Annotated in this window: 22 protein-coding genes and 1 pseudogene; 14 read left to right on the top strand and 9 right to left on the bottom strand. The window is 72.3% G+C overall.

Going from position 1 to position 26,676, the window contains the following annotated elements:
* Window positions 1–2: 2 nt before the first annotated feature.
* Genes HUV60_RS14760 through HUV60_RS14750 form a run of 3 tightly spaced genes read left to right on the top strand, consistent with a single transcriptional unit; the run spans window position 3 to window position 6,839 of the window.
* Complete coding sequence (locus HUV60_RS14760; protein WP_257850800.1) at window positions 3–1,433, top strand: TIGR02678 family protein; 1,431 nt, start codon at window positions 3–5, stop codon at window positions 1,431–1,433.
* Window positions 1,430–5,563 carry a TIGR02680 family protein gene (locus tag HUV60_RS14755; RefSeq protein ID WP_257850801.1) on the top strand — a complete coding sequence of 1,378 codons (4,134 nt, stop codon included), beginning with the start codon at window positions 1,430–1,432 and terminating at the stop codon, window positions 5,561–5,563. Before HUV60_RS14760 ends, HUV60_RS14755 begins: the two co-directional genes overlap by 4 nt.
* Complete coding sequence (locus HUV60_RS14750) at window positions 5,553–6,839, top strand: TIGR02679 family protein (protein WP_257850802.1); 1,287 nt, start codon at window positions 5,553–5,555, stop codon at window positions 6,837–6,839. The genes HUV60_RS14755 and HUV60_RS14750 overlap by 11 nt, the downstream gene beginning before the upstream one ends.
* A gap of 81 nt (window positions 6,840–6,920) precedes the next feature.
* On the opposite strand, the pseudogene HUV60_RS14745 reads toward HUV60_RS14750, so the two are convergent.
* Both HUV60_RS14745 and HUV60_RS14740 read right to left on the bottom strand, forming a co-directional pair.
* Window positions 6,921–7,492, bottom strand: a pseudogene (locus HUV60_RS14745) (bifunctional 3'-5' exonuclease/DNA polymerase); the annotation flags it as partial.
* Between the two features lie 102 nt (window positions 7,493–7,594).
* Window positions 7,595–8,374, bottom strand: a complete 780-nt coding sequence (locus HUV60_RS14740; protein ID WP_257850803.1) for a Clp protease N-terminal domain-containing protein — start codon at window positions 8,372–8,374, stop codon at window positions 7,595–7,597.
* Window positions 8,375–8,468: 94 nt separating this feature from the next.
* On the opposite strand from HUV60_RS14740, the gene HUV60_RS14735 reads away from it, so the two are divergent.
* On the top strand, window positions 8,469–9,665 hold the full coding sequence (locus tag HUV60_RS14735; protein ID WP_257850804.1) for a DUF2786 domain-containing protein: 1,197 nt from the start codon (window positions 8,469–8,471) through the stop codon (window positions 9,663–9,665).
* 271 nt (window positions 9,666–9,936) lie between these two features.
* On the opposite strand, the gene HUV60_RS14730 is transcribed toward HUV60_RS14735, so the two are convergent.
* Together HUV60_RS14730 and HUV60_RS14725 are read right to left on the bottom strand one after the other, a co-directional pair.
* Window positions 9,937–10,476, bottom strand: a complete 540-nt coding sequence (locus HUV60_RS14730; RefSeq protein WP_257850805.1) for a DUF4232 domain-containing protein — start codon at window positions 10,474–10,476, stop codon at window positions 9,937–9,939.
* 94 nt (window positions 10,477–10,570) lie between these two features.
* Window positions 10,571–10,789, bottom strand: coding sequence for a hypothetical protein (locus HUV60_RS14725; protein ID WP_331461988.1), 219 nt, complete (start codon window positions 10,787–10,789; stop codon window positions 10,571–10,573).
* Between the two features lie 283 nt (window positions 10,790–11,072).
* Between HUV60_RS14725 and HUV60_RS14720 the strand changes: the two genes are divergently transcribed.
* On the top strand, window positions 11,073–11,372 hold the full coding sequence (locus HUV60_RS14720) for a DUF397 domain-containing protein (protein WP_257850806.1): 300 nt from the start codon (window positions 11,073–11,075) through the stop codon (window positions 11,370–11,372).
* 144 nt (window positions 11,373–11,516) lie between these two features.
* Here the strand turns inward: HUV60_RS14720 and HUV60_RS14715 are convergent, their stop codons facing one another.
* Window positions 11,517–12,017, bottom strand: coding sequence for an ATP-binding protein (locus tag HUV60_RS14715; RefSeq protein WP_257850807.1), 501 nt, complete (start codon window positions 12,015–12,017; stop codon window positions 11,517–11,519).
* Between the two features lie 343 nt (window positions 12,018–12,360).
* Here HUV60_RS14715 and HUV60_RS14710 point away from each other — a divergent pair, with 343 nt between their 5' ends.
* The 6 genes from HUV60_RS14710 to HUV60_RS14685 all read left to right on the top strand — a co-directional run bounded on the left by HUV60_RS14710 (window position 12,361) and on the right by HUV60_RS14685 (window position 18,070).
* On the top strand, window positions 12,361–13,185 hold the full coding sequence (locus HUV60_RS14710; RefSeq protein ID WP_257851722.1) for a helix-turn-helix domain-containing protein: 825 nt from the start codon (window positions 12,361–12,363) through the stop codon (window positions 13,183–13,185).
* Between the two features lie 129 nt (window positions 13,186–13,314).
* A complete protein-coding gene (locus tag HUV60_RS14705; protein ID WP_257850808.1) occupies window positions 13,315–14,775 on the top strand; it encodes an aldehyde dehydrogenase family protein in 1,461 nt (486 codons plus the stop codon).
* Between the two features lie 125 nt (window positions 14,776–14,900).
* Entirely contained in the window at window positions 14,901–15,425 is a 525-nt protein-coding gene (locus tag HUV60_RS14700) for a DinB family protein (protein WP_257850809.1), read from the top strand.
* Between the two features lie 49 nt (window positions 15,426–15,474).
* Window positions 15,475–16,116: a PadR family transcriptional regulator gene (locus HUV60_RS14695; RefSeq protein WP_257850810.1), complete on the top strand. Its 642-nt coding sequence runs from the start codon at window positions 15,475–15,477 to the stop codon at window positions 16,114–16,116.
* Between the two features lie 119 nt (window positions 16,117–16,235).
* Window positions 16,236–17,252 (top strand): ATP-binding cassette domain-containing protein, encoded by a 1,017-nt coding sequence (locus HUV60_RS14690; RefSeq protein WP_257850811.1) that lies wholly within the window; start codon window positions 16,236–16,238, stop codon window positions 17,250–17,252.
* An 89-nt stretch (window positions 17,253–17,341) separates the two neighbouring features.
* Window positions 17,342–18,070: an ABC transporter permease gene (locus HUV60_RS14685; RefSeq protein ID WP_257851723.1), complete on the top strand. Its 729-nt coding sequence runs from the start codon at window positions 17,342–17,344 to the stop codon at window positions 18,068–18,070.
* Between the two features lie 186 nt (window positions 18,071–18,256).
* Here the strand turns inward: HUV60_RS14685 and HUV60_RS14680 are convergent, their stop codons facing one another.
* Entirely contained in the window at window positions 18,257–19,666 is a 1,410-nt protein-coding gene (locus tag HUV60_RS14680; protein ID WP_257850812.1) for a glutamate decarboxylase, read from the bottom strand.
* A 401-nt stretch (window positions 19,667–20,067) separates the two neighbouring features.
* Between HUV60_RS14680 and HUV60_RS14675 the strand changes: the two genes are divergently transcribed.
* Window positions 20,068–20,829, top strand: coding sequence for a MerR family transcriptional regulator (locus HUV60_RS14675; RefSeq protein WP_257850813.1), 762 nt, complete (start codon window positions 20,068–20,070; stop codon window positions 20,827–20,829).
* Window positions 20,830–20,890: 61 nt separating this feature from the next.
* Here HUV60_RS14675 and HUV60_RS14670 read toward each other — a convergent pair whose 3' ends face one another.
* The gene (locus HUV60_RS14670; RefSeq protein ID WP_257850814.1) at window positions 20,891–21,256 is read right to left on the bottom strand and encodes a YbjQ family protein; all 366 of its coding nucleotides are present in this window, start codon (window positions 21,254–21,256) and stop codon (window positions 20,891–20,893) included.
* A gap of 136 nt (window positions 21,257–21,392) precedes the next feature.
* Between HUV60_RS14670 and HUV60_RS14665 the strand changes: the two genes are divergently transcribed.
* Window positions 21,393–22,391 carry a DedA family protein gene (locus tag HUV60_RS14665; protein ID WP_257850815.1) on the top strand — a complete coding sequence of 333 codons (999 nt, stop codon included), beginning with the start codon at window positions 21,393–21,395 and terminating at the stop codon, window positions 22,389–22,391.
* A 96-nt stretch (window positions 22,392–22,487) separates the two neighbouring features.
* Here the strand turns inward: HUV60_RS14665 and HUV60_RS14660 are convergent, their stop codons facing one another.
* Complete coding sequence (locus HUV60_RS14660) at window positions 22,488–24,197, bottom strand: threonine/serine ThrE exporter family protein (RefSeq protein WP_257850816.1); 1,710 nt, start codon at window positions 24,195–24,197, stop codon at window positions 22,488–22,490.
* Window positions 24,198–24,348: 151 nt separating this feature from the next.
* On the bottom strand, window positions 24,349–24,840 hold the full coding sequence (locus tag HUV60_RS14655) for an inorganic diphosphatase (protein ID WP_257850817.1): 492 nt from the start codon (window positions 24,838–24,840) through the stop codon (window positions 24,349–24,351).
* 79 nt (window positions 24,841–24,919) lie between these two features.
* Between HUV60_RS14655 and dacB the strand changes: the two genes are divergently transcribed.
* The gene (gene dacB, locus HUV60_RS14650) at window positions 24,920–26,617 is read left to right on the top strand and encodes a D-alanyl-D-alanine carboxypeptidase/D-alanyl-D-alanine endopeptidase (protein ID WP_257850818.1); all 1,698 of its coding nucleotides are present in this window, start codon (window positions 24,920–24,922) and stop codon (window positions 26,615–26,617) included.
* The last annotated feature ends 59 nt before the right edge of the window (window positions 26,618–26,676 follow it).

The raw sequence follows: 26,676 nt of genomic DNA, 5'->3' as shown, positions 1-26,676 counted from the left end.
GCATGAGCCGTGTCGCCGAGGGAGTCTCCCCGCTCGAACTCGCCGACTATCAGAAGGCGGTACGGCTCGTCCTGCGGCACCCGCTGGTCACGCCCGGGTACCCGGACAGGGCGGCGCTGGCGGCCGTGCGCCGGTGGGCCGACCCGTTGCGCGCCGATCTGATGGAGGTGCTCGGGTACCGGCTGGTCACCACCGCCGACACCGCCCGGCTCCAGCGCGCCCAGGACGGCCTGGACGCCACCCGCCCGGCCCTCACCCGCGCGGGCCGCCCCTTCGACCGGCGCCGCTACGCCTACCTCGTCCTCACCCTCGCGGCCCTCGGCCGCCACGGCGCGCAGGTGGCGCTGGGGGAACTGGCCGACGCGGTCGCCGCCGACGCCGTACGCATCGACGGACTCGGCCTCGACACCGCGCGCAAACCCGACCGGGACGCCTTCGTCGACGCCGTCACCTGGCTCACCGAGCGTGGCGCGCTCGCTCTCGCCGACGGTTCCGCCACCGCCTGGGCCGGCGATCCCGAGCGTGCGGAGGCCCTGTACGACATCGACCGCGAGATCCTCCTTGCCGTCCACCACCCGACCCGCGTGCTCCAGCACCTGACCTCGGTCACCTCGCTCCTCGACTCCTCCGGCGCGCTGGGTCTGTCCGCGGGCCGCGCCGCCCAGCGTCGTGACCAGGCCCGCCGGGCCCGCCGCCTGGTGCTGGAGAACCCGGTCGCGTACTACGCCGACGCCGACAGCGAACTCCTGGGCCAGCTGCGGGCCCCCGCCCTCGCCGAGGACCTGGAGCGGCTGACCGGGCTGACGGTGGAGCGGCGGGCCGAGGGCGTGGCGCTCATCGACACCTCCGGCAGACTGTCCGACATCCGCTTTCCCGGCGGCGGAACCGTCGCGCAGGCCGCGCTGCTCCTCGCCGCCCGGATCAGCGCCGCTGTGCAGCGGTCCGGACGGCACGCCCTCGAACTGCTGCCTGCGCCCACCGCCGCCGAACGCCTCGCGGCCCGCGCCCGGCGTATCGACGCGGCCCTGCCGTCACGCGGACTGGTCGCCGAACTCGCCGAGCAGGACGAGGAGTCGGCGTACGGGGTGTCGGTGTACGAGGCACCCGGCGACGCGGGGCGGGAGCCGGGCGAGACCCGATACCCCTTCGTCACCGACTCCTGGCTCCGGGGCAGGCTCAAGGAGATCACCGCCGAGTACGGCGCGGGTTTCGCCGCCGATCTGCGCGGCGACCCGGACCGGCTGCTCGGCCAGGCTCTCGATCTCCTGGCCTCCATGTCGCTGATCACCCGGGTCGACGGCGGGGCCCTCGCCCTCCCGCTGCTCGCCCGCTACCGGGGAGTCACGGCGCGGGTGAGGACCCGTACGGCGCCCCGACCAACCGCCCAGACCGCCCTGTTCGCCGACCCCACCGCCAAGGATCCGACTTCGTGAGCACGCCCGCTCCCACTCCGGCCGACGCCTCGGCCAGCGCCCCCGCCACCCGGTTCGTCCCCACCCGTGCCGGGATCATCAACCTGTGGGACTACCGGGACGAGGAGTTCTCCTTCGCGGGCGGCTGGCTGGTGCTGCGCGGCCCCAACGGGTCTGGCAAGACCAAGGCCCTTGAGGTCCTCTTCCCGTTCGTCCTCGACGGCCGAATCGATCCCAAGCGGCTCAACCCGTTCGCTGCCGAGGACCGCACGATGAAGTCCAACCTGCTCTTCCGCGGGCAGGACAGCGCGCTCGGCTACGTCTGGATCGAGTTCACCCACCGGGAGACCGGCCAGGCCGTCACCTGCGGCATCGGGCTGCATGCCCAGCGGCACCGCGACACACCTGCTCGCTGGCACTTCGTCGCGGAGGGCCGTGTCGGCGAGGACTTCTCCCTCCTCACCCACGACGACCGGCCGATGACGAGGAAGCAGCTCGCCGCCGAGCTCGGCCGCGAGCTGATCGCCTCCACCGCCGACTACCGCGCCGCCGTCGACCAGCGCCTGTTCGGCCTGGGCCCGGAGCGGTACGAGCAACTACTCACCCTGATCCTCACACTGCGCCGCCCGCAGCTCGCCAAGAACCTCGACCCGGCCAAGCTCTCCGACACCCTCACCGCCGGTCTGCGCCCGCTGGACGACGACCTGATCGCCGAGGCCGCCCGCTCCTTCGACGACATGGAGTCCGTGCAGCGCACCCTGGAGGGGCTGGCCGCCGCCGACGACGCCACCCGCGCCTTCCTCGCGAGCTACTCCACCTACCTGCGGGTCCACGCCCGTGCCGCCGCGGACCGGCTCACCGCCCGCCGTACCGAGACCGCCGAGCGCGCCGCCGCGCTGAGCACCGCCACCGCGGACCTGGCGGCGGCCCGCGAGCGGCAGGCAGCCGCCGAGACGCGCGCCGAGGCGGCCGACGCGGCGCTCGCCGCCCAGCGCTCCCGGCTCGACCAGCTGCGCTCCTCCGCCGCCTACCAGGCCGTCGAGCAACTGGCCGACCTGGAACGCCTGGTACGCACCTGCGAGCAGACCGCCCGGCAGGCGAGCGCCGAACGCGAACGCCGCAGCACCGCCACCGGCCGCGCCCGCGCCGAGGCCGAACACGCCGCACGGCTCGCCGCCGAACTCGACGCCGCCGTCTCCCGCGACGCCGCCACCGTCGCCGACCACGCCCACACCGCCGGCCTGCCCTGGACCCCGGCCGACGCCGACCCCATCCGCCTCGCCGAACGCTCCGCCGCGCTGGCCGCCGCCCGTCACGACGGCGTCCGGGCCGTGCGCGCCGCCCAGCAGACGGCACGCGGCGCCGAGCAGACCCGCGGCCTCGCCCGCATCTCGCTCGACCGCGCGCAGGAGGCCGTCACCGCGGCGGAAACTGCGGAAACCGCAGCGGAGTCGGCTGTCGAGTCCTCCCGAGAGCAGGTCCGTGAGGCGCTACGACAGTGGGGGGAGGCGCACGGGGTACTCCTGACCGAGGAGGGGGTCGGTCGGCTCCCCGAAGCCCTCGAACTCATCGGCGAGGCCGAGGCGGTCACCCTCGCCGACGCCTTCTCCGAGGTCACCGCCCCCGCTGTGCAGGAACTGCGTGACACCCTCGCCGCCCTGCGCGCCCGGCGCGCCGACATCGAGCACCGTCGTGCGGAGACGGAGACCGAACGCGACCGGATCGCCGCCGAGCACGACGACGCCCCGCCGCCGGCTCGTGGCCGCACCGCAGACCGGGTTCCCGGCGACGGTGTTCCGCTGTGGCGGCTCGTCGACTTCGACGACGCACTGACAGCCCGTCAACGAGCGGACCTGGAAGCGGCCCTGGAGGCTTCGGGCCTCCTCGACGCCTTGGTCACCGCCGAGGACACCCCCGTGGCGGCCGGGCAGAGCGAGGGCTACCTCCGTGCCGGCGCCCCGGTGAGCGGACCGAGCCTCGCCGATCTCCTGCGGCCCGACAATCCCGGCAACCCCGGCAACCCGGCGGGCGCCGCTGCGATCCCGACCGCCGCCCGGATCACCGCCGTGCTGCGCTCGGTCGCCGTCACCGGAGACCTCGACACCGGCACCCCGCAGATCAGCCCCGACGGCCGGTACGCGGCCGGTGTCCTGGTCGGTGCCCACACCAAGGAGCACGCCGAGTACGTCGGCGCCACCGCCCGCGCCCGGCGGCGTGCCGCGCGGATCGCCGCCTGCGATGCGCTGCTGACGGAACTCTTCGACCAGTTGGACGAGTTGGCGCGCGAGCAGGCCCGTACGGACGCTGCCCTGGACGCGTACGCCGCCGCCCGCGCCGCCCTGCCCCGCACCACCGGCATCACACAGGCGTTGCGTGAACTCGACCGGGCCGCGGCGAGGCTACGCGCCCACCGCGACGCCGCCGACGCAGCCCAGGGCGCGTACGACGAGTCGGTGGCCGCCTGCTCGGTCGCCGAGCGCGCCCTGCGCCGCACGGCGGCCGAGCACGCCATCGAGACCGACCGCGTCGACGCCGTCGAGACCGCCACCCGCGCCTTCGAGACGGCGGTCCGCGAACTCGTAGCCCGCCGCCGCGAACACACCCGCCAGAGCGAGGCGGCCGAGGCAGCCGCCGACCGGCTCACCGCCGCCGCCGAGGACGAGGAGGCGGCGGCGGACACCGAGCGCGCGGCGCGCCGTCGGCACGCGGAGGAGGCCGCGGGACTTGGGGCCCTTCAGGAGGCCGTCGGGGCCGAGGCACAGGAGGTGATGCGCCAAGTGCGGGAGGCGGAGGACGGCATCGACGCCCTGGTGGGGGACGCCGAGGCGGCCCGCACCGCCCAGCACGGCGCGATCGCGGGCACCGCCGCGGCCGAGGCCCGCCGTACGGCCGCCGCCGAGGCCGGGGCGGTCGCCGCGGCGGAGGAGAAGGACACGGCCCGCTCCCTGCGCCCGTACGCCGCCCGTGAACTTCTCGACATCCTGCGCTGTCCGCCGGGTCTCGCCTGGCCTGCCCAGGAGGCCGACTGGGTCGGCGAGACACTCCCGTCGGCGGTGGCCGCCGTGCACGAGGCGATCCTCTCCGCGACCCGTGACCTCACTCCCACCGAGACCAGCGTCAAGCAGTCCGTCACCCGCCTGACCAAGGCCCTGGACGACCTCCAGGCGCAACTCGCCGCCGCGGGCCAGGACTACCGGCCCGAATGGGACGGCTCCGACGGGGTCATTCTCGTCCGCGTGGCCGACGAGGAGGGCCCGCTGCCCGTCGCCGCCTTCGCCCAGAAGATCTCCTCCCACCGCCGTGACCAGGCCGAACTGCTCTCCGAGTCCGAGCAGCGCATCCTGGAGGACGCCCTGCTCACCCGGCTCGCCCAGCAGATCCACGACCGCACCGTCGACGCCCGCGACCTGATCCGGCGGATGAACACCGACATGCGACGGCGCACGATGTCCTCGGGGACGACGGTCGGGGTGAGCTGGCTGCTCGCCGACCACCTCGACGACGAGCAGCGCGCCGTCTGCGCCCTCCTCGACGCCGACGCCGCCCGCCTCGGCCCGGAGGGGCTGGGCCGGGTGCGCGTCCACTTCGCCGCACAGATCAAGACCGCCCGCGCCCGTCACCGCGACCAGCCTTACCGCGAACTGCTCGCCACGACCCTCGACTACCGGCGCTGGCGCCAGTTCGCGTTCCAGCTCGTACGCCCGGGCAAGAGCGAGGAGCGGCTCACCCGCGCCCGGCACAGTCGCCTGTCCGGCGGTGAGCAGTCCGTGTCGCTGCACCTGCCGCTGTTCGCCGCCGCGCACGCCATGCTCAACTCCGCCGATCCGCACGCTCCGCGTCTGCTTGCCCTGGACGAGGCGTTCGCGGGCGTGGACGACACCGGGCGAGGCGAACTCATGTCGCTGGCCGCGCAGTTCGACCTCGACCTGTTCATGACCGGCTACGACCTGTGGGCCGCGCACGCCTCCGTGTCCGCCGCCGCTCACTACGACCTCGCGCACACCGCCGTCGACCACACCGTCTCCGCGCTGCTGCTCGTCTGGGACGGCGCCCGGCTCCTCGCCGACGACACCGGCGACCTGACCACCGCCCTCGGCTCGCCCGGCACCCGGCGCGTCCCGACGCTCCAGGAGACCCCGGTTGCCAACTGAGCGGCGCGAAGACGACGGGTACGACGAGTTGCTGGGCGAAGGATGGACCCGGTTGCTCGCCGCCGCCCGCCGCAGGCTGGAGCGCACCGGCGGCGCGCTCGATGGCGACATCGGGCTCACCGGGCCCAGCGGGGCCGAGCGCCGCACCGTCATCGGGATCACCGGCCGCTACCGGCCCGAGACCGCCAAGCGCCTCGCCGTACCCCTGAGCGATCTGGACGGGTATCTGTACGGCCGCTACGGCACCGGTCTCCTCCAGACCCTCGGGCGTCTCCACGGCCCGCTGCGTGACCGGCCGGCCGAACGGGCCGACGAGGAAGCGAGCCGCGACCAGGCCTTGAAGTCAGCCCACTCCAGCCGGCTCGCCGGGCAGGGGTGGTTCGCCGCCTGGCTGGAGCGGATCGCCGTCGACGGCACTCTCACCCGTCTCGTACGCCGGGGGGACGCGCCGCTTCTCGACGCGGCGGTGCGCGTCCTGGAAAGGCTGACCGTTGGCGGGGACCGCTCCGCGGGTTCCCCGAACCGGGTCCCCGGTGTCCTGCCGCTTCCGGTGCTCGCCGAGTGGGCCACCGGCGATACCAAGGCCCTCGTGCCCGGCGCTCCGCTGGAACAGCTCGTCCTGCGCGCTCTCGCCCAGCGCGCCGGTGACGGGTGCGCCGTCCCGCGCGAGCGGGCAGGGCGGCGCGCCTTGTGGGAGAGCGTCGGCGCCATCGCGGACGACCTCGCCAGCCAGGTCCTCGTCCTCAACATCGGTGCCGAGGGGGACACCGTGGTCTGCGACTGGCTGCGCGACGCCGCGGACTTCGGCCTTCCCTTTCGGCTCACCCTCCACCAACTCGCCACCGACCCTGTCGTCCCCGCCGCCCGCACCATCTTCGTCTGCGAGAACCCGGCCGTATTGCGCGCCGCCGCCGGCGAACTCCAGGACACCGGCGCCGCCCTCGTGTGCACCGAGGGGGTCCCGTCCGCCGCCTGCCACAAACTGCTCGGCGACGCCGTACGCGCGGGAGCCCGGCTGCACTGGCGCGCCGACTTCGACTGGGCCGGCCTGCGCATCACCGCGGGCGCCGTGGCCCGCCACGGCGCCCGCCTCTGGCGGATGACGGCCGCCGACTACACGGCGGCACTCGACGAGGGCGAGTCCACACCGCTCGCGGGACCGCCCGCGGCCAGCCCCTGGGACCCCGGACTGGCCCTCGCGATGGAGGCGTCGGGCAGCACGGTCATGGAGGAACGCCTCCTGCCCGCCCTCCTGTCCGACCTCACCCGTGCCTGATCCGGCGACAGCGCCCGAGGAGAACGATCCCGAAGGCCGACTCCGCTCTGCCGTCCCTGGGGGTCCCCCCCATTCCGGTTAGTCGTGCAACACCGCGCGGTGCACGTCCGCCCGCCAGGGCATTCCCGCGCGGTTCATCTCGGCGGCGACGAGCGTGCCCGCCGACTCGGCGGCCAGCAGCAGCCGCATCCGGCCCGGGTGCGCGGTCGCTTCGGTCCGGCGCTGCTGCTCGGCGTAGACGGCCAGGAGGTCCGCCAGCGGGACGTGCGCGCCCCGGGGTTCGAAGAGGGGCGACTGCGCGCCCGGTTCGGCCGAACGCTGTGGCGGATCGGGCGGTACGGGGCCGCCGCGGAGCCGGGCCAGGGCGGCCCCGGCCGAACGGGGCTGCCCGTACCGCCCTTCGTGACCGAGCAGGAGCGTCTCGGCGGCCTCGACGTCGTAGCACCGCTCCACTCGCACCCCCGTGGCGAGCAGGCGCGGATGGACCTCGGCGGTGGACCGCCACACCCACCGCGTGACACCGGGACGACCCCGCACGGCCTCGGCGGCATCCGTCTCCCGCCGCACCGGAGCGGCGGGCAGCCCGTCCGGGCCGAGGGGGCGACGTCCACGCCACCGTCCTCGGCCGGAGCGAGTGCCCACCGGTCGGCCATGACGTGAGTCTGGCAGGAGGGTCTGACAATGGGGTCCGACCACGGTGTCCCGCCACGGGGTTCGACCAGGGTGTCCGCCCACGGGGCCGACGCCGGCCGGGATCAGTTCTCCGGTGGGGGTGCCTGTTCCTGGTCGCCGCCCTTCTCCCGGTCGTCCTCCTGCGACACCGCCACGACCTGCGCCAGCAGTTCGGCGACGTACCGCTCGGTGGCCGTCTTGTCGACGCCGAGGCCGCTGAGGACGCCCTTGCCGTTCTCGTACTCCAGGAGGGCGAGCAGGAGGTGCTCGGTGCCGATGTAGTTGTGGCCGAGGCGGAGGGCCTCGCGGAAGGTGAGTTCGAGGACCTTCTTGGCCGCCGGGCCGTACGGCACCAGCTCGGGGGCCTCCTCGACGGCCGGCGGGAGGGCCGCGGTGGCGGCCGCGCGGACCGTGTCCAGGGTGACGCCCTGCTCGGTGATCGCCTTCGCGGCCAGGCCGCCCGGCTCGGCCAGCAGGCCGAGGACCAGGTGCTCGGGCAGGCCCTCGGCGTTGCGCGCGGCCTTGGACGCGTGGTGTGCGGCCATCACCACCGCCCGGGCGCGGGGTGTGTAGCGGTTGAAGCCCTCGTTCGGGTCGAGGGCGGCCGACTCCCTGGACACGAAACGCTTCTGGGCCGCCTGCCGGGTGACGCCCATGCTCCTGCCGATGTCCGTCCAGGAGGCGCCCGAACGCCGGGCCTGGTCCACGAAGTGGCCGATCAGGTGGTCCGCCACGTCGCCGAGGTGCTCGCCCGCGAGCACCGCGTCCTGGAGCTGCTGAAGGGGTTCCTCGTGGACCTTCTTGATGGCCGCGATGAGGTCGTCGAGACGTACGGATGACTTGATGCCGGGGTTCGTCGTCATGCGTCAACGATAGGTTGACAATAGACGGGTGTCAACCACGAGTTGACACTTGGGGGTGAAGTGACGGACTTCCGGGGCATGGCACGATCGGCCCGTGAGTACGAGTACGTCCCGCACCGTCGAACGCGCCTTCCGGGTCACCCTGTACGCCACCGCCGACGACGCCCTCGACACCGGCGCGTCCCTGCTCGCCGCCGACCCGGCGGCGGACGCCGAACTCGCCCGGCGGGGGGAGGAGCTCGTGGCGAACGCCTGGCGGCGCGGCTGGCAGCCCGCCGACGTCGTACGCGTCGTCCGGCGTGAACTGCACGATGTACACTTGGGGCTCGTCACGGCGCTGATCCGTGCGCAGGCGCCGCACGACCGGCCCCGGGGGCCCCGCTGGACCGCCCAACTCGACGCGCTCGAGGCCACCGGTGAAACCGGCGCCGCTCCCGCGCCCTCGCGCCCGCCGCGCGCCGACCGCTTCTCGCACGCCACGGCCGTACTGGAGCTGTACCGGCTGCTGCTGCGCCTGCCCGCGCTGGAGTCCCTCGACGAGGCGGCCGTCGGCACTGCCGGGAGCGCCGGGACGGCCTGCGGGGCGGGCTCGGGGGAAGATGACCGGCGTCCGGAGTCCCGCATGCTCGGCCGCATCCGCGCGCTGCTCGCCAAGGCGGAGGCGACCGGCTTCCCGGAGGAGGCGGAGGCACTCACCGCCAAGGCGCAGGAACTGATGGCGCGGCACAGCGTCGACGAGGCCCTCCTCGCGGTGCGGACGCACGCGGCGACGGCGCCGGGCGCGTGCCGGATCGGGGTGGAAGCCCCCTATGCGCAGACCAAGGCCGTGCTGCTCGACGCGATCGCCACCGCGAACCACTGCCGGGCCGTGTGGAACGAAGCCCTCGGCTTCTCCACCGTGGTCGGCTTCGCCGCCGACCTGGAAGCGGTCGAACTGCTCTACACCTCACTGCTTGTGCAGGCCGGTACGGCCATGACGAAGGCGGAGGCGGCCCAGAAGGCGGGCGGACGCAAACGGACCAAGACCTTCCGGCAGTCGTTCCTCGCGGCCTACGCCCACCGCGTGGGCGCACGTCTGGCGGCTGCCGCCGAAGGCCGGACGAGCGGGCTGAGCGACGACCTGCTCCCGGTGCTCGCCTCCCGCGACGTCGCGGTCACCGAGCGGCTGGACCGCCTGTTCCCGGAGACGACGACCACCAGGCTGCGCGGGGTGAGCGACGCGGCGGGGTGGGAGGAGGGCGCGCGGGCGGCGGACGACGCCCAGGTCGAAGCCCGCCGACGACTCGGCTGAACCGGGGCCCGCAGCCACAGCCCGGAAGCCCGCACTCTGCGGCTGCACCGGCTGCACCGGCTGCACCGGCTGCACCGGCTGTACCGGCTGTACCGGCTGTACCGGCTGTACCGGCTGTACCGGCTGTACCGGCTGTACCGGCTGTACCGGCTGCACCGGCCGGTCAGGAGCCCGCGCGGGTCGCGCGCCGGGGGTTGTCTCCGGCCCGAGAGGGCCGCGGGTCGTCGTCCTGCCCGGAGGCCGGTTGTCCGCCCGCCCGCCTGCCGGTCAGTCAGTCGCCCGTCCGCTGGAAGGTGCTCACGGACGCGTCGGCCGCGGTCTCGGCCGGTTCCTTGACCGCCACCGGGCCGTACATCCAGGGGAAGTCCCGGGTGGCGGAGTCGCCGGGGAGGCCGATCCGCAGGGACGTGGCGTCCAGGCTCCCGTCCGCGCCCTTCGGCCCGCGTACGTAGGTGATCGTGAAGGAGGCCGCTTCGCCCTCCGCCAGGGTCAGTTCCCGCGCCGTGGCGCCTTCGGCCGGGGGCAGCGCGACGGGCTCGCCCCCGACCACCAGGCTCACCTCGGGGAAGCCGTCCAGGACGCAGGCGCCGCCCTGGTCGACGAGGTTCACGGGCACCTCGCCGGTGTCGCCGGCGGCCGGGGCCTCGCTCGCGGGACCGGCCTCCAGGCTCACCGTCGCGCTCGAACAGGCCCCGCTCTCCTGCTTCGCGTCGTTCTTGTCCTCCGCCCCGTCACCACCGCCCTCGCCGCCGCAGGCGGTCAACAGGAGGAGGGCGGTGGTGACGGTGACGGCGATCGGCATGGAGCGCATGAGGATTCCCCTGGGTTCGTGGAGCGGCCCACAGATCATCACACCCCGGGAAGTCCTCCCGGCGCCCCCGGAGGGCGGGCCCTCGAGGCAGGCGTTACGAGCCGAGCCCAGCGGTCGGAAGACCCGACGGCAGCCGGCCGCCCTCGGCCTTCGTGTACGTCTCGGTGCCGAGGGAGCCCTCCCAGGTGACCTTCAGGGCGGACCCGCTCACCGGGTCGACCGTGCCGTTCGCCCGGTCCTCGTTGCCGTCCGCGCAGTCGAGGCTGATCGTCGTCGCGATTCCGGCATCTTCCTCTGCCGTGCCACTGCACACGGTGCCGTCCGTGGCGAAGAGGGCGGCCTGCTCTGAGGGGGCCGCGTGAGGACAGACGGGGCAACGAGGAACGTGGGGGCTCCGATCAGGGAACAGGAAGGCCTCCGTGCGCGTCTCCACTCACGTGGGGCCCGGCAGGCCGGCCCACAGGGCTGTAACTGTGGGAACACCCCGCGTGCACGTGCATCTGCCCATGCATTTGCATTTGAACAAAGCTATGATCCGGGTCAGTTGACCACTGCATCGATGGCAACACCAGCCAGTGCACAACGGGGAGCGACCTGTGGACCACGACGTGTACGAGGGCGATGTGTACGACGGTGACGTGTATGGCGGCGCCGACGCGTCCCGCGTGTACAACGGCATGGCTGCCGCCGGGCTGGACGGCGTGGCCTGGCAGAAGAGCCGGCACAGCAACTCGCAGGGTTCCTGCGTGGAGTTCGCCCGGCTGCCGGGCGGCGAGGTGGCGGTGCGCAACTCCCGCTTTCCCGAGGGGCCCGCGCTCGTCTACACCCGGGCGGAGATCGAGGCGATGCTCCTCGGCGTCAAGGACGGCGAGTTCGACCACCTGGTCGTCGGCTGACCCGATCGCGCACCACGCGTCCGAACGCGCCTGAAGGTGCCGCCGCGCCCGCCGCTCCCTCGCCCGGCGGCCCCGCACCCCGTGTGACGCGCGTAGAACACGGCGTGCCAAGATGCTGTGTTCCCGTCGTTCCTGCGGTTCTCGTCATGCGCCACCGGGAGGCGGCAGCAGGAACAGGGCCCAGACCACCTTGCCGCGTCCGCCGCGCATCGGCTGCCAGCCCCAGCCGTCGCTGAACGACTCGACCAGGAGCAGCCCGCGGCCCGACTCCGCGGAGAAGTCGTCCGTCTCGCGGGTGACGGGACTGTCGTGGCTCGGGTCGCGTACCGCGCACACCAGCCGCCCGGTCCACCGCATCAGATGCAGCCGCACCGGAGCTTCCTGTTCCGCCGACCGCGACGCGCGGACCGGCAGGCCGTGCCGCAGGGCGTTGGTGACCAGTTCGGAGACGACCAGGCACACGTCGTCGAAGCGGTCGCCCGCGTCCCACTGGTCGCAGGTCGTCTGGGTGAACTGCCGCGCCTCGCGGACCGCTTCGTAGCGGGCGGGGAGGGAGCAGGAGACGGCGTCGGACACGGCCGCGGGGTCCAGTGGCGGAAGGCCCTGCCGTAACGGCTGGAGCATGGTCGATCCATTCGTCCCCATGCGAGGCACTCCCGGGATTCGCGGTCGTAGCGATACGGCGGTGGTGCGAAGGCCATGGTTTCGGATGCGTACGGCAGATGCAAGGGCAGATGCACGTGCAGCTGACCGAAATGAGCCTTCCCGTACCGCTTGTTGGTCAATTTTTCCGCCATATTCACGTCCCTCCGGTCACTTCCGTGGCCTGCTCTCTACTTTCCCCTGGTCAAAACACCGACCCTGATTCCGTTTCCGTAACCGGGTGAGTACTGCTCGGAGTGTTTTAGTGGCAGACTTCGGCCTCTGGCAGACGTTGGGGAGGCTGGCGAACGTGAGCGCGGGAGAGCCGGGATCGGTGGTGCGGCGCATGCTGCTCGGATCACAACTCAGGCGACTGCGTGAGGCTCGGGGGATCACGCGCGAGGCGGCGGGCTATTCGATCCGCGCCTCGGAATCGAAGATCAGCCGGATGGAGCTGGGCCGGGTGAGCTTCAAGACCAGGGACGTCGAGGACCTGCTGACGCTGTACGGCATCGCGGACGAGCAGGAGCGCGCCTCACTGCTCTCCCTGGCCAGAGAGGCCAATGTCGCCGGCTGGTGGCACAGTTACTCGGACGTGCTGCCCAGCTGGTTCCCCACCTACGTGGGTCTCGAGGGCGCCGCCGCACTCATCAGGGCGTACGAGGTGCAGTTCGTGCACGGCCTGTTGCAGACCGAGGAGTACGCGCGCGCGGTGGTCCGGCGCGGCATGGCGGGCGCGAGCGAGGCCGACGTCGAACGACGGGTGGCGCTGCGCCTGGAGCGGCAGAAGTACCTGGTCTCCGAGAGCGCGCCCGAGTTCCATGTCGTGCTCGACGAGGCCGCGCTGCGCCGGCCGTACGGCGACCGCGAGGTGATGCGGAGGCAGCTCCAGCATCTGGTCGAGGTCTCCGAGTGGCCCAACATCCGGCTGCAGGTCATGCCGTTCGGGTTCGGCGGCCACTCCGGTGAGTCCGGCGCGTTCACCATCCTCGGCTTCCCCGAGTCCGACCTGTCGGACGTGGTGTACATGGAGCAGTTGACGAGCGCGCTGTACCTCGACAAGGCCGAGGACGTGGCCCAGTACGAGAAGGCGCTCAAGGAGCTCCAGCAGGACAGCCCGGGGCCCTCGGAGAGCCGGGATCTTCTGCGAGGTCTCCTCCAACTCTCCTGAAAAATAAGTACGATGATGTTCGATCAGGCCGCGCGGACCGGACGGATACCGGCCCGTGCGGCCGGGCTGTGAGGCCGATGCGGGGTGGGCCCGCCTCGGCGGCGAGGGATTGAGGGGTTGAGGGATCACATGTCGTCGTACTTCACCGACCTGGCCCAGCAGTACATCGACGGTGAGTGGCGTCCGGGCACCGGCTCCTGGGACATCATCGACTTCAACCCGTACGACGACGAGAAACTGGCATCGGTCACGACAGCCACCGTCGACGAGGTCGACGAGGCCTACCGGGCGGCGGCCCGCGCGCAGAAGCAGTGGGCGGTGACCAACCCGTACGCCCGCCGCACGGTGCTCGAGAAGGCGCTCGCGCTGGTCGAGGAGCGCGAGGAGGAGATCACCGAGGCGATCATCGCCGAACTCGGCGGCACGCGCCTGAAGGCCGCCTTCGAGCTCCACCTCGCCAAGGAGTTCCTCCGCGAGTCGGTGCACCTGGCGCTGCGCCCCGAGGGCCGGATCATCCCGTCGCCGGTGGACGGCAAGGAGAACCGCGTCTACCGCGTGCCCGTCGGTGTCGTCGGTGTGATCAGCCCGTTCAACTTCCCGTTCCTGCTGTCGCTGAAGTCGGTCGCCCCGGCGCTCGCGCTCGGCAACGGAGTGGTGCTCAAGCCGCACCAGAACACCCCGATCGTGGGCGGGGCACTGATCGCGAAGATCTTCGAGGACGCGGGCCTGCCGGGCGGTCTGCTGAACGTCGTCATCACGGACATCGCGGAGATCGGCGACGCCTTCCTCGAGCACCCGGTCCCGAAGGTCATCTCCTTCACCGGCTCCGACGCGGTCGGCCGTCACGTGGCAACCGTCTGCGCCCGCCTCTTCAAGCGCTCGGTCCTCGAACTCGGCGGCAACAGCGCGCTGGTGGTCCTCGACGACGCCGACATCGACTACGCGGTCGACGCGGCCGTGTTCAGCCGGTACGTCCACCAGGGCCAGGTCTGCATGGCCGCCAACCGCGTGCTGGTGGACCGCTCGGTGGCCGACGAGTTCACCGGGAAGTTCGTCACCAAGGTCAAGTCCCTCAAGGCCGGCGACCCGCGTGACCCCGGGACGGTCATCGGCCCGGTGATCAACTCCCAGCAGGCCGACTCCCTGGCCGGTGTCGTCGAACAGGCGCTCGCCGAGGGCGCGACCGCCCTGGTGCGCGGCGCCCGGACCGACAACCTGGTCGAGCCGTCCGTGCTCACCGGCCTCCCCGCAGACTCCGCCCTGCTGCGGCAGGAGGTCTTCGGACCGGTCGCCTTCCTCGTCCCGTTCGACGGCGAGGAGGAGGCCGTACGCCTCGTCAACGACACCCCGTACGGTCTGAGCGGCGCCGTGCACACCGGGGACGTCGAGCGCGGGGTGAACTTCGCCAAGCAGATCGACACCGGCATGTTCCACGTGAACGACGGCACCGTGCACGACGAGCCGATCGTCCCCTTCGGCGGCGAGAAGAACTCCGGCAGCGGCCGGCTGAACGGAGAGGCGATGCTGGACGCCTTCACCACGGTCAAGTGGATCTCGGTGCAGCACGGCCGCAGCGGGTTCCCCTTCTGATCCGCCCCTTCTGACTCGCTCCTCTCTCCCGGGCCCGTGCGGACAGCATCTGACCGCACGGGCCCGTAGCGTCGTCGGTGTCGGGGAAACCGGGGCGAAAGCCCTCACCGGCGAAGGCGGCCGTCATGGTCACTCACGTTCCCGCGGAGCCCCGGGGCGACGAGCGCGGGGCGCTGCTGGCGTCCATCGAGGAGCAGCGCGGGGGCGTCCGCCGGTCGGTGCTCGGCCTCACCGACGAGCAGGCCGCGTCGCGCCCCAGCGTCAGTGAGCTGTCCCCGGCCGGGTTGCTCAAGCACGTCGCCGAGATGGAGCAGGGCTGGGTCGCCCGCGCCAGGGGAGAGCCGCCGGCCGTCCACCGGGACGAGTCGAACGGGCACGAGTGCTTCCTGCTGGTCGGTGACGAAACCGTGGAGTCCTTCCTCGCGTCCTACGGGAAGGTGGCCGCCGAGACGGAGTCGTTCCTCCGCGCGGTGCCCAGCCTCGACGGCACCTTCCTGCTGGCGAGGACGTCCTGGAACCCGAAGGACGAGCGGCTCTCGATGCGCTGGCTGTGTTCCCACCTGATCCGCGAGGCCGCCCGGCACGCCGGCCACGCCGACATCGTCCGCGAGTCCCTGGACGGCGCCACCGCGTTCGAGCTGGTCGCGTAGGAGCAGGGCAACTCCTGGGGGTGACCGCCCGCGGCCTACGCTGGAGCCCATGTCAGCGATCCGTCTCCTCGTGCTCGGCGCGGTGCGCCAGCACGGGCGGGCCCACGGTTACCAGGTGCGCAACGACCTGGAGTACTGGGGCGCGCACGAGTGGTCCAACGCCAAGCCCGGCTCGATCTACCACGCCCTGAAACAGATGGCGAAGCAAGGGCTGGTGCACGCGCACGAGAGCGCGCCCTCGACGGCCGGCGGCCCGCCGCGCACCGAGTACGAGATCACCGCGGCGGGGAACGAGGAGTACTTCACGCTGCTGCGCGAGGCCCTCGTCGCCTACGACCAGAAGACGGACATGAAGTCGGCGGCCATCGGCTTCGTCGTCGACCTGCCGAGGCAGGAGGCGGCGGCGTTGCTCAAGGAGCGGATCCGGCGCATCGAGGAGTGGCGGACCGCGGTCACCGAGCACTACGTGCCCGAGGGCGGTCCCGAGCCGCTGGGCCACATCGGCGAGATCATGAACCTGTGGGTGCACACGGCCGATGCCGAGGCCGAGTGGGCCAGGGGTCTGGTCGGACGGATCGAGGCCGGTTCCTACACCTTCGCCGGGGAGGGCGAGCCGTTCGTCGGCATCCTGGCCGAGGACCAGGAGAACCCGTACGCGACGGGGGAACACCACCCGGGGGACAACCGCTGAGGCGTCCGCGTACTGATCACCGGTCGACCCCCACATATTAATCAAGTTTGACCAATGACCTTCCCCGGCCTACCGTGAAGTATGTAGTCAACTTTGACTAGAGAGGGGGGATCCTCCCCATGACCGACGCGGTGATCACCGTCGAGGACGCACGGAAGACGTACGGCGCGGCGAGAGGCGGCCGGAGCGGCAGGCCCGCGCTGGACGGGCTCGACCTCACGGTCGCGCGCGGCACGGTGCACGCGGTGCTCGGCCCGAACGGCGCGGGCAAGACCACCCTGGTCCGCGTCCTGGCCACCCTGCTGCGGCCCGACGCGGGCCGGATCGAGGTCGCGGGCCACGACGTGGTGCGCGAGGCGTACGCCGTGCGGCTGCGCATCGGCCTCCTGGGCCAGCACGCGGCGCTCGACGAGGAACTCGGCGGCCGGCAGAACCTCGAACTGTTCGGCCGCCTGCACCACCTGGGAACGCGACGGGCACGCGCGCGTGCCGACGAACTCCTGGCGCGCTTCGGCCTCGCCGACACCGGGAGCAAGGCGGTACGGCAGTACAGCGGGGGCATGCGCCGCCGCCTGGACCTGGCCGCCTCCCTGATCACCGAGCCGGAGGTGCTCTTCCTGGACGAACCGACCACCGGTCTCGACCCCCGCGGCCGCGCGGAGGTGTGGGCCTCGGTCCGCTCCCTGGTCGGCGGCGGTACGACCGTCCTGCTCACCACCCAGTACCTGGAGGAGGCCGACCAGCTCGCCGACCGCGTCTGTGTCGTGGACGCCGGCCGGGTCGTCGCCGACGGCACGGCGGACGCACTCAAGGCGGCCACCGGCGGCGACCGCATCGACGTCGTCCTGCGCGACGCCGGGCAGTTGGGCGCGGCCGTCGCCCTGCTGCCCGTACCGAAGGACGAGATCACCGTGGACACCGACCGCAGGCTGCTCAGCGCCCCGGTCACCGACCGCATGGCGGCCCTGGCCGGGGTCGTGCGCGCACTGGAGGAGGCGGGCATCCGGGCCGAGGACATCGCCCTGCGCAGGCCCACGCTCGACGAGGTGTTCCTGCGGCTCACCGGATCCGACGACGACCGGGCCGGCCGGGCCGGCGAACTCGTAGGACGCACTCGAGAAGGCAGGTCCGCATGACCACCCACGCGCCGCTCACGCACACGACGGCCGCCCGTACGGGGGCCGGCCACGCACGGACCGTCCACACCCTGACCGACTCCTGGACCATGACCCGCCGTGAACTCTCCCGCTGGCGGCGGCAGCCGGTCGCGGTGGTGGTCGGCCTGGTCTTCCCGGTGATGCTGCTGCTGATGTTCGGCTACCTGGTCGGTGGCGGCCGGGGCGTGAGCGGCGACTACCTCGACTACCTGGTCCCCGGCATGCTCGCGCTCACCATGGCCTTCGGCCTGGAAGGCACGATGGTCGCCGTCACCCAGGACCTCGACAAGGGTGTCATCGACCGCTTCCGCTCGATGCCCATGGCGAACGGCGCGGTCCTGGTGGGCCGGGCCGCCGCCGACATGCTTCAGTCGACGCTCGGCCTCGCGGTGCTCCTGGCCGTCGCTGCCGCGCTCGGCTGGCGCGGCGACGGCGGCCCGGCCGGCTTCCTGGGCGCCGTGGGACTGCTCCTGCTGTTCCGCTTCGCCATGCTGTGGATCGGCATCCACCTGGCACTGGTGGCGGGGAGGCCCGAGCTGGTGCAGGCCGTGCAGATCCTGGTCTGGCCGGTCGGCTTCCTGTCCACCGCCTTCGCCGCGCCCGAGTCCATGCCGGACTGGCTCGGCACGGTCGTCCAGTGGAACCCGCTCTCCCAGACGGCCGCGGCCGTACGCGACCTCTTCGGCAGCCCCGGCGGGGAGCCGGGGCACGTGTGGGCCGCCGTCGTCTGGCCCCTGGCGCTGCTCGCGGTCTTCTTCCCGCTGTCGGTACGGCGGTTCGCGCGGCTGGGCCGCTAGCTCCGTCCTCCGCGGGTCACTCTTTTGCACAGCCTCCGGGCTGGATCACGGTCCTGAAGCGATCGTGCTTCGGCGGGTTCTGCACCGCGGACCGCTGCGCTGATCGGTGGCTGACCAGCTGTGATCAGTTGATCTTCCCGAACGGGTGACCTGCGGAGGACGGGGCTAGCGGGCCCCGCGGCCCGCTCAGTGATGGAAGCCGGTGGCCGCGTTCCTGTCGCGAGTGAGGGGCCGCTGCTGCCGGCGCAGCTCCGGGAGGAGCCGGGCCAGGTCCTCGGCGAACAGGTCGGCGAGGTCCTCGGAGAAACCGTTGCGGCACACCACCCGCAGCACCGACAGGTCCTGACGGTTCGCCGGGAAGGTGTACGCGGGCACCAGCCAGCCGTTCTCCCGCATCCGCCGGGACACGTCGAAGACGTCGAACGCCGTGACCCCGGGCGCGGTCGTGAACGCGAACACCGGCAGCTCGTCGCCCCGGGTCAGCAGCCGGAAGTCGCCGGTCTCCCCGATCCGTCCGGCGAGCCCGCGCGCCACGTCCCGCGCGGCCTGCTGCACCGCGCGGTAGCCGTCGCGGCCCAGCCGCAGGAACGTGTAGTACTGCGCCACCACCTGGGCGCCCGGACGGGAGAAGTTCAGGGCGAACGTCGGCATGTCGCCGCCCAGGTAGTTCACCCGGAAGACCAGTTCCTCGGGCAGGGCGTCCGCGTTCCGCCAGAGCGCCCAGCCGACACCCGGGTAGACCAGCCCGTACTTGTGCCCCGAGGTGTTGATCGACGTCACGCGCGGGAGGCGGAAGTCCCACACCAGGTCCTCGTCGAGAAAGGGGGCGATCATCGCGCCGGACGCCCCGTCGACGTGCACCGGGACGTCGAGGCCGGTGCGCTCCTGGAGCTCGTCCAGCGCTGCGCACAGGCCCGCGACGGGCTCGTACGACCCGTCGAAGGTGGAGCCCATGACGCCGACGACGCCGATGGTGTTCTCGTCGCACATCGCGGCGGCGGCCCGCGCGTCGAGATGGAACCGGTCGCCCTCCATGGGTACCTGGCGGGCCTCCACCTCCCAGAAGGTGCAGAACTTCTCCCAGCAGACCTGGACGTTGACACCCATGACGAGGTTCGGCCGGGCGTCCTTCGACGGGTACCGGTCGCCGTTGCGCCGTGCCCAGCGGCGCTTGAGCGCCATCCCGGCGAGCATGCACGCCTCGCTCGACCCGGTCGTCGAACAGCCCACGGCCGCCGACGGGTCGGGCGCGTGCCACAGGTCCGCGAGCATCGACACGCAGCGCCGCTCCAGTTCGGCGGTGCGCGGGTACTCGTCCTTGTCGATCATGTTCTTGTCCCGGCACTCCGCCATCAGCAGACCGGCCTCGGGCTCCATCCAGGTGGTGACGAAGGTGGCCAGGTTCAGCCGTGCGTTGCCGTCCAGCATCAGCTCGTCGTGCACCAGCTGGTACGCCGTCGCGGGCGCCATCGGCGTGTCGGGCAGCCGGTGCTTGGGCGGCGCCTCGGTCATGTCCCCGAGAGGGCTGGCGGGCCCCAGGAAGGGGTTGACGGACAGGGGGCGCTCATCGCGCCGGGGAGCATCGTGCAGCGGCATGGATACCTCCGGGGGCGTAGGGGGATTCGTCCGGGAGTTCGTGCGGGCCGGACACGGGGCGAAGGGGGCACGCAGTACCCGCCGGGCCCCGAGTGCGTCCGGCACGGTCTGCCGCGGCACGTCCTGGAGTTCCTCGGCGGTCAGGCCCACGCCCGCCGGCGGCAGCAGGCCGCGTGCCCGGGGCGCAGGAGCGAAGAAGCGGAGAAGCGGAGAAGCGGAGGAGGGGCCTGCTGTGTGCTGTCCCGGACCACACGCACACGATAGACGGATCAAGCACGCAAACAGGTATGAAACGGTCTGTATGGACGGCCGGAGTGAACGGCCGCTGGAAACCGGCTTGCACCTCACGTGGCGTGAGGACCCAGGGTGGAGTGTGTACCGAGAACGAAGAGGGAGCGGAAGTGAGTCACTCCGTGGGGCAGGTGGCCGGCTTCGCCGGGGTCACGGTGCGCACCCTGCACCACTACGACGACATCGGCCTGCTCGCCCCGGGCGAGCGCAGCAGCGCGGGTCACCGGCGTTACACCGACGCCGACCTCGACCGGCTGCAGCAGATCCTGTTCTACCGGGAACTCGGCTTCCCGCTCGACGAGGTCGCCGCCCTGCTCGACGACCCGGAGGCGGATCCGCGCGCGCACCTGCGCCGGCAGCACGACCTGCTGACCGCCCGGATCGAGAGGCTGCAGAAGATGGCGGCGGCCGTGGAGCACGCCATGGAGGCACGCACGATGGGAATCAGTCTGACGCCCGAGGAACGGTTCGAGGTGTTCGGGAACCTCGACCCGGACCAGTACGAGGACGAGGTCCGGGAGCGCTGGGGCGACACCGACGCCTACCGGCAGTCCCGGCAGCGGACCGCGTCCTACACCAAGGACGACTGGAAACGCGTCACCGGGGAGTTCGACTCCCTCCACCTGCGCATGGCCGACCTGATGTCCGCCGGTACCCCGGCCGACTCCGGGGAGGCCATGGACACGGCGGAGGAGCACCGGCTCTTCATCACCCGCGCGTACTACGACTGCGGGCACGAGATGCACACCTGCCTGGGCGAGATGTACGTCGCCGACCCGCGCTTCACGCGGACGTACGAGGACATCCGCCCCGGCCTGGCGGTATACCTGCGCGACGCGATCGTCGCCAACGCGGCCCGGCACAGCGGCTGAGCCCGTACCGCGCGGCGCGCCGCCCGGCCCCGGGGAGGGGACCGGGCGGCGTACCGCGCGGTCACTCGCGTACGAGGACCACCGCGGTGCCGTACGCGCACACCTCGGTGCCCACGTCCGCCGCCTCCGTGACGTCGAAACGGAACGCCAGCACCCCGTTGGCGCCCCGCGCGCGGGCCTGCTCGATCAGTCGCTCCATGGCCTGGTTGCGGGTCTCCACGAGCGTCTTGGTCAGCCCCTTGAGTTCCCCGCCGACCATCGACTTCAGACCGGCGCCGATCTGGCTGCCGAGGTGGCGGGACCGCACGGTCAGCCCGAATACCTCTCCGACCACTTCCTGCACCCGGTGCCCCGGGACGTCGTTCGTCGTGACCACCAGGACGTCGGGCCCGGGGCCCTGTCCACCGCCGTACTCCTCTATGCCCATGGCCCCAGCTTCGCCGGGAAGGAGGCACGGTGCAATCCTGGGTACGCCCCGTGGAACCCGGGCCGGGACGGCTGCGTTGATAGCTTTGGCACCCAGCCCCCGCCCGCCCCCCTCAACCAGCAGGAGCCACAGCCCCGTGACCACCCTTGCGCTCGGCCCCGAGTGGCTGAGCCCGGACTACCTGATCGAGACCTTCAGCCTTCCCGGCATCCTGCTGATCGTCTTCGCCGAGTCCGGATTCTTCGCGTTCCTGCCCGGTGACTCCCTGCTGTTCACGGCGGGCCTCTTCGTGGCCGAGGGCAGCTACATCACCCAGCCGCTGTGGCTGGTGTGCACGCTGATCGTGATCGCCGCCGTCCTGGGCGACCAAGTCGGCTACATGATCGGCAAGTTCTTCGGCCCGAGGATCTTCAGCCGCCCCAACTCCAAGCTCTTCAAACAGGAGAACCTGGAGAAGGCCCACGAGTTCATGGAGAAGTACGGGCCGAAGGCGATCGTGCTGGCCCGCTTCGTGCCGATCGTGCGCACCTTCGCCCCCATCACGGCGGGCGCGGGCCGGATGAAGTACCGCACGTTCCTCACGTACAACCTCATCGGCGGCGTGGCCTGGGGATCGGGCGTCACGCTCGCCGGCTACTGGCTCGGCCAGATCGATTTCATCAAGGCCAACGTCGAGTCGATCCTCATCCTGATCGTCTTCCTCTCGGTGGTCCCGATCATCGTCGAGTACCTGCGGGAGCGCGCCAAGAAGAAGCGCGGCGCCGTCGAGACCCCGGACGCCGGGCAGCAGGGCGAGTACGACGCGTACCGCAACCGGCAGGCCCCCGAGTACGCCCGGCAGCCGGTCGTGGACGACGCCACGACCCAGCTCCGCCGCATCCCCCCGGACGGACCGCAGCCCCAGCAGCGGCCGCAGGCCCCACAGCCCCAGCAGCCCCATGACAACCAGGGCTACCCGCACCTCCAGCAGCCTCAGCCGCCCCGGCAGCCCTACGGCGGCGACCGGGGCGGATACGACCAGTACTACGGCGGGCAGCAGTATCCCCAGGGCCAGGGCCAGGGCGGGGCGCAGGGGCAGCCTCAGGGGCACGGTCAGGACCACCACCAGCAGCAGCCCTACAACGGCGGTTACTGAACCGCCGTTCCGAACCCGAACCCGGACCGAACACGTCCCCGGGGCGCACGCGACCGCTCGCGCACCCCGGGGATGCGTGTACCGGGCGGCCCGGGGTCAGAAACCGCGTGTCCGCTTCGCCGCCCTGCGCTTCTCGGCGGAGCCGACCCGAAGGAACAGCCGGGAGATCTCCGAACCGAGATTCACCCCGATCGCGATGGCCATGGCGAGCGCCACCGCCTTCGAGAGGTACAGCAGACCCGCGTCCACCTCGCTCTGGGCGATCGACAGCAGACCGAAGTACGTGGCGGAACCGGGCAGCAGGGGCCCGATCGCCGCCGTGATGTACGGCAGCGCCGAAGCGAACCGGTACCGGGACAGCAGCTGTCCGAAGAGTCCCACGAGCCCCGCCGCCGCGGCCGTGGAGGCCACCGGCGAGATGCCGCCCGCGTAGTGCATCGCGCCGTACACCACCCAGGCGACGCCGCCGTTGAGAGTGACCAGCAGCACCGTGGACCGCTCCTGCTGGAGCAGCACCGCGAAGGCCAGCGACAACCCGAGCGACGCAAGGATCTGCAGCAGCGGCCGCTCGGACAGGACGAGTGCCGCGTCCGGGTTCAGCTCGGCGCCCAGCTGCACGCCGAAGTAGAGCACCACCAGCACGCCGGCCACGATGCCCACGAAGAAGTACAGGACCTCCAGGAGCCGCGCGGAGGCGGTGATGTAGAAGCCCGTCAGGCCGTCCTGCACACCCGCCACCAGTGCCCGTCCCGGCAGCAGGGCGAACAGCCCACCGGTGATCACCGCGGACGCCTTCACGTCAGCGTGCGCCAGCGTCAGCGTGATGCCCATCGCGGCCGGCGGCATCGCGGCCACCGTGAACTGGTAGAACTCCGGCAGTCCCCGGTCGGCGCACTTCCAGGCCAGCCGGTCGCCGAGCATCGCGCCCACCGCCGCGGCCACGAACACCAGGAGACCACCGCCGACCAGCACCGAGGCCGAGCCCGCCAGCAGCCCGCTGGCCGCGTTCAGCGCCCAGGTGGGATAGGGGTGCCGGTTGCGGCGGATCTCCGCGAGCCGCCGGTAGGACTCCTCCAGGGAAAGGTGCGTCTCGTCGTCGCTGAGGTCGTCCACCAGCTGGTACACGGCCGCCAGGCGGGTGTAGTCGGTGCCCCGGCGGCGCACCGTGCGCGACGCGGTCACCGGGTCCTCCACCAGCGACGGCTGATGGGAGATCGACAGCAGGGTGAAGGTGACGGTCGGCTCGCAGCGGTCCAGGCCGTAGGAGCGGCAGACGGCGAACATCGCCCCCTCCACGTCCTCCGCGCCCTCGCCGCCCGCCAGCAGCAGCTCCCCGATACGCAGCGTCAGGTCGAGCACGCGCGGCACGGCGGGCCCGGCGTCGTCGTCGTGCCGGTGCACCTGCTCCAGCGCCGGCCGTTCGGTCACCGGCATGCGCAGCATGGTGCGCATCCGGTCCTGCCAGGGCGCGTCCCGGTGCAGGGAGACGGACGGGATCCCGTTGGGCGGGGGGAACGCCGGCGGAGCATGTTTGGCCTGGTACGTGTTCGGCAGGTTGAACGCCGACCCCTCCGCCTCGGCGGGCGGATGGGGAGCCGCGTCCAGGCCCTTGGGCAGGGCGAACTCCGACGTCGTCTCCGACTCGGTGGGGACCCGTTGGGTCCTCATGAGCGCCAGCCCTTCCGGAACGGCGAACTCCGACGTCGTCGACGACTCCGTGTCCACCGGAGTCGCCAGTCCGACCCGAGAGCCGAAGGCGCTCCTCGCCTCGTCCGACCGGCGTTTGCGGTCCTCCGCGTCCGTCACCTGCGCTGCGCTCCCTGCTACGACATGTCCCTGCTGCGTGCACCCCCGTGGGGCCTGGCCGGCGGGCCCCACGGATCAGTATGCGCACGGACAGCGAAAAGGGCCGCACGCCCATGCGTGCGGCCCTTTTCGCGTCTCGTGCCCAGGCGGCTCAGTGGCCGTCCGTCTCCTTGAAACGCTTGTAGGACCGCTCGATCTCGATCTCGGCGTCCGTCCGGCCCACCCAGTTGGCGCCCTCCACCGACTTGCCCGGCTCCAGGTCCTTGTAGACCTCGAAGAAGTGCTGGATCTCCAGACGGTCGAACTCCGACACGTGGTGGATGTCCCGCAGGTGCTCCACGCGCGGGTCCGTCGACGGGACGCACAGCAGCTTGTCGTCGCCGCCGGCCTCGTCCGTCATCCGGAACATGCCGATCGCACGGCAGCGGATCAGACAGCCCGGGAACGTCGGCTCGTCGAGAATGACCAGCGCGTCCAGCGGGTCGCCGTCCTCGCCGAGGGTGTTCTCGACGAAGCCGTAGTCGGTCGGGTAGGCGGTCGAGGTGAAGAGTCGACGGTCCAAACGGATCCGACCCGTCTCGTGGTCCACCTCGTACTTGTTCCGCGAACCCTTCGGGATCTCGATCGTGACGTCGAACTCCACCGGTGGCTCCTCCATGATCAGCACATAGTTCTGGTGGTTAAGTGTCCCTCACGCAGGTGTGTGATCGCGAAAGGGGCTGGTGGTCGTGCCGGAGCTGAGGCCTTGGCGGGCCGCGAGACCGCATGTGGCGCGGTTCGCGGACACCGTGCGACCCCGTCTGGCACGGACCGCGGCGGCTGTCCGGCCGCGTCTGGCGCGGTTGCGGCCGCGTCGTCCCGCGGGTGGCGCCACGGCCGCCGGGCCATGGATCACGCGGTCGGTGGCCCGGCCGGGAACCTGGCCGGGAACCTGGCGGTTCACCGTGGTCGCGGCCACCGCCGGAACGGTGCTGGCCGCAGGCGCGGTGACCGCCGCCGGTCCCTGGGACGCCACCGGTCAGCGTACGGCCGAGCAGGACCGGGCCGTGGCCCTGGAGGCCACGCGTGGCGCAGATCACGGCGGCACCCGCGGCAACGCCGGTACACCGCCCCGCGGGTCCCGTACGGCCCCCAGCGCCCCCTCCGTGCTCACCGGACTCGGCGGCGGCGCCACCACCGTCAAGTCGGCGCCCGGCGGCAAGGCCCTCTCGGGCACCCTCGCCCCGCTGCTGAGGATCCCGGCGTTCGGCGACCGCTCCGCCTCCGTGGTCGACGTGTCCACCGGCCGGAGCCTGTACGCCGACAGTCCCGCCGACGCGCTCACCCCCGCCTCCACCACGAAGATCGCCACCGCCGCCGCCGCCCTCACCGCGCTCGGCCCCGACCACCGCCTGACCACCCGCGCCACCTACGAACCCGACACGAAAGAGGTCATCCTCGTCGGCGGCGGCGACCCCACCCTCACCGCCCGGAAGGACCGGAAGGACCGGAAGGACCGGAAGGACCGGAAGGACCGGGAGAACCGGGAGAACCGGGAGAAGGAGACCACCGGCTCGGCGAGCCTGCGCGACCTCGCCGCACGCACCGCCGCGGCCCTCGCCGAACGCGGCGTACGCGAGGTCACCCTGTCCTACGACACCACCCTCTACCCGGGCGGCCAGCGACACCCGATCGGCGTCAACCCCAACATCGCCCTCATCACCCCGCTGATGGCCGACGAGGCCCGTACCGACGACTCCGTCAGCGGCCCCGCGGACCGCGTCCCGGACCCCGCGGCCGACGCCGCGGGGAAGTTCGGCGCGCTGCTGAAGGAACACGGCATCAAGGCCACACCCCCCGGCCCGTCGAAGTCCACAGCCCGCGCCGGCACCCTCGCCACGGTCTCCTCGCCCCCGCTCGCCACCCTGGTCGAACGGATGCTCACCCACAGCGACAACGACCTCGCCGAAGCCCTCGCCCGCCAGACCGCGATCGCCACCGGCCGACGCGCCGACTTCGCGGGCGCCGCCGCCGCCGTCCGCACCCAGCTGCAGAAGCTCGGCGTCCCCCTGAAGGGCACCGCGTTCAAGGACGCCAGCGGCCTCGACCGCAAGAACCGGCTCACCACCGGCCTGCTCACCGCGCTCCTCGTGAAGTCCGGCGACCCCGCCCACCCCGAACTGCGCCCCGTCCTCACCGGTCTGCCCGTCGCCGGCTTCACCGGCACCCTCACCGGCCGCTACGCCGACGGCGCGGCCGGCGTCGTACGGGCCAAGACGGGCACCCTCACCGGCGTCAACGCCCTGGCGGGCACCGTCGTCGACCGGGAGGGCAGGCTGCTCGCCTTCGCCTTCCTCGCGACCGGCACCACCGACCCCACGGCCGCCCAGGCGGCCCTCGACAAGGCCGCCACGGCCCTGGCGGCGTGCGGCTGCCGGTGACAACCTGCCGGATGACCTGCCGGCCACGCGCCGGGCGCCGCAGGGGCGCCGCAGGGGCG

This window comes from Streptomyces sp. KMM 9044 (genome assembly GCF_024701375.2).
Taxonomy (GTDB): Bacteria; Actinomycetota; Actinomycetes; order Streptomycetales; family Streptomycetaceae; genus Streptomyces.
Note: the sequence above shows the minus strand (reverse complement) of the source record. Positions and strands in the feature narration are given on the sequence as shown.

Bases quoted from the DNA above. Each gene is read 5' to 3' on its own strand.
- HUV60_RS14690 (WP_257850811.1), top strand. From the start codon at position 16,236: ATGACCGACGCGGTGATCACCGTCGAGGACGCACGGAAGACGTACGGC.
- HUV60_RS14695 (WP_257850810.1), top strand. From the start codon at position 15,475: ATGTCAGCGATCCGTCTCCTCGTGCTCGGCGCGGTGCGCCAGCACGGG.
- HUV60_RS14760 (WP_257850800.1), top strand. From the start codon at position 3: ATGAGCCGTGTCGCCGAGGGAGTCTCCCCGCTCGAACTCGCCGACTAT.
- HUV60_RS14740 (WP_257850803.1), bottom strand. From the start codon at position 8,374: ATGACGACGAACCCCGGCATCAAGTCATCCGTACGTCTCGACGACCTC.
- HUV60_RS14700 (WP_257850809.1), top strand. From the start codon at position 14,901: ATGGTCACTCACGTTCCCGCGGAGCCCCGGGGCGACGAGCGCGGGGCG.
- HUV60_RS14730 (WP_257850805.1), bottom strand. From the start codon at position 10,476: ATGCGCTCCATGCCGATCGCCGTCACCGTCACCACCGCCCTCCTCCTG.
- HUV60_RS14680 (WP_257850812.1), bottom strand. From the start codon at position 19,666: ATGCCGCTGCACGATGCTCCCCGGCGCGATGAGCGCCCCCTGTCCGTC.
- HUV60_RS14715 (WP_257850807.1), bottom strand. From the start codon at position 12,017: ATGGGGACGAATGGATCGACCATGCTCCAGCCGTTACGGCAGGGCCTT.
- HUV60_RS14710 (WP_257851722.1), top strand. From the start codon at position 12,361: ATGCTGCTCGGATCACAACTCAGGCGACTGCGTGAGGCTCGGGGGATC.
- HUV60_RS14685 (WP_257851723.1), top strand. From the start codon at position 17,342: ATGACCCGCCGTGAACTCTCCCGCTGGCGGCGGCAGCCGGTCGCGGTG.
- HUV60_RS14705 (WP_257850808.1), top strand. From the start codon at position 13,315: ATGTCGTCGTACTTCACCGACCTGGCCCAGCAGTACATCGACGGTGAG.
- HUV60_RS14670 (WP_257850814.1), bottom strand. From the start codon at position 21,256: ATGGGCATAGAGGAGTACGGCGGTGGACAGGGCCCCGGGCCCGACGTC.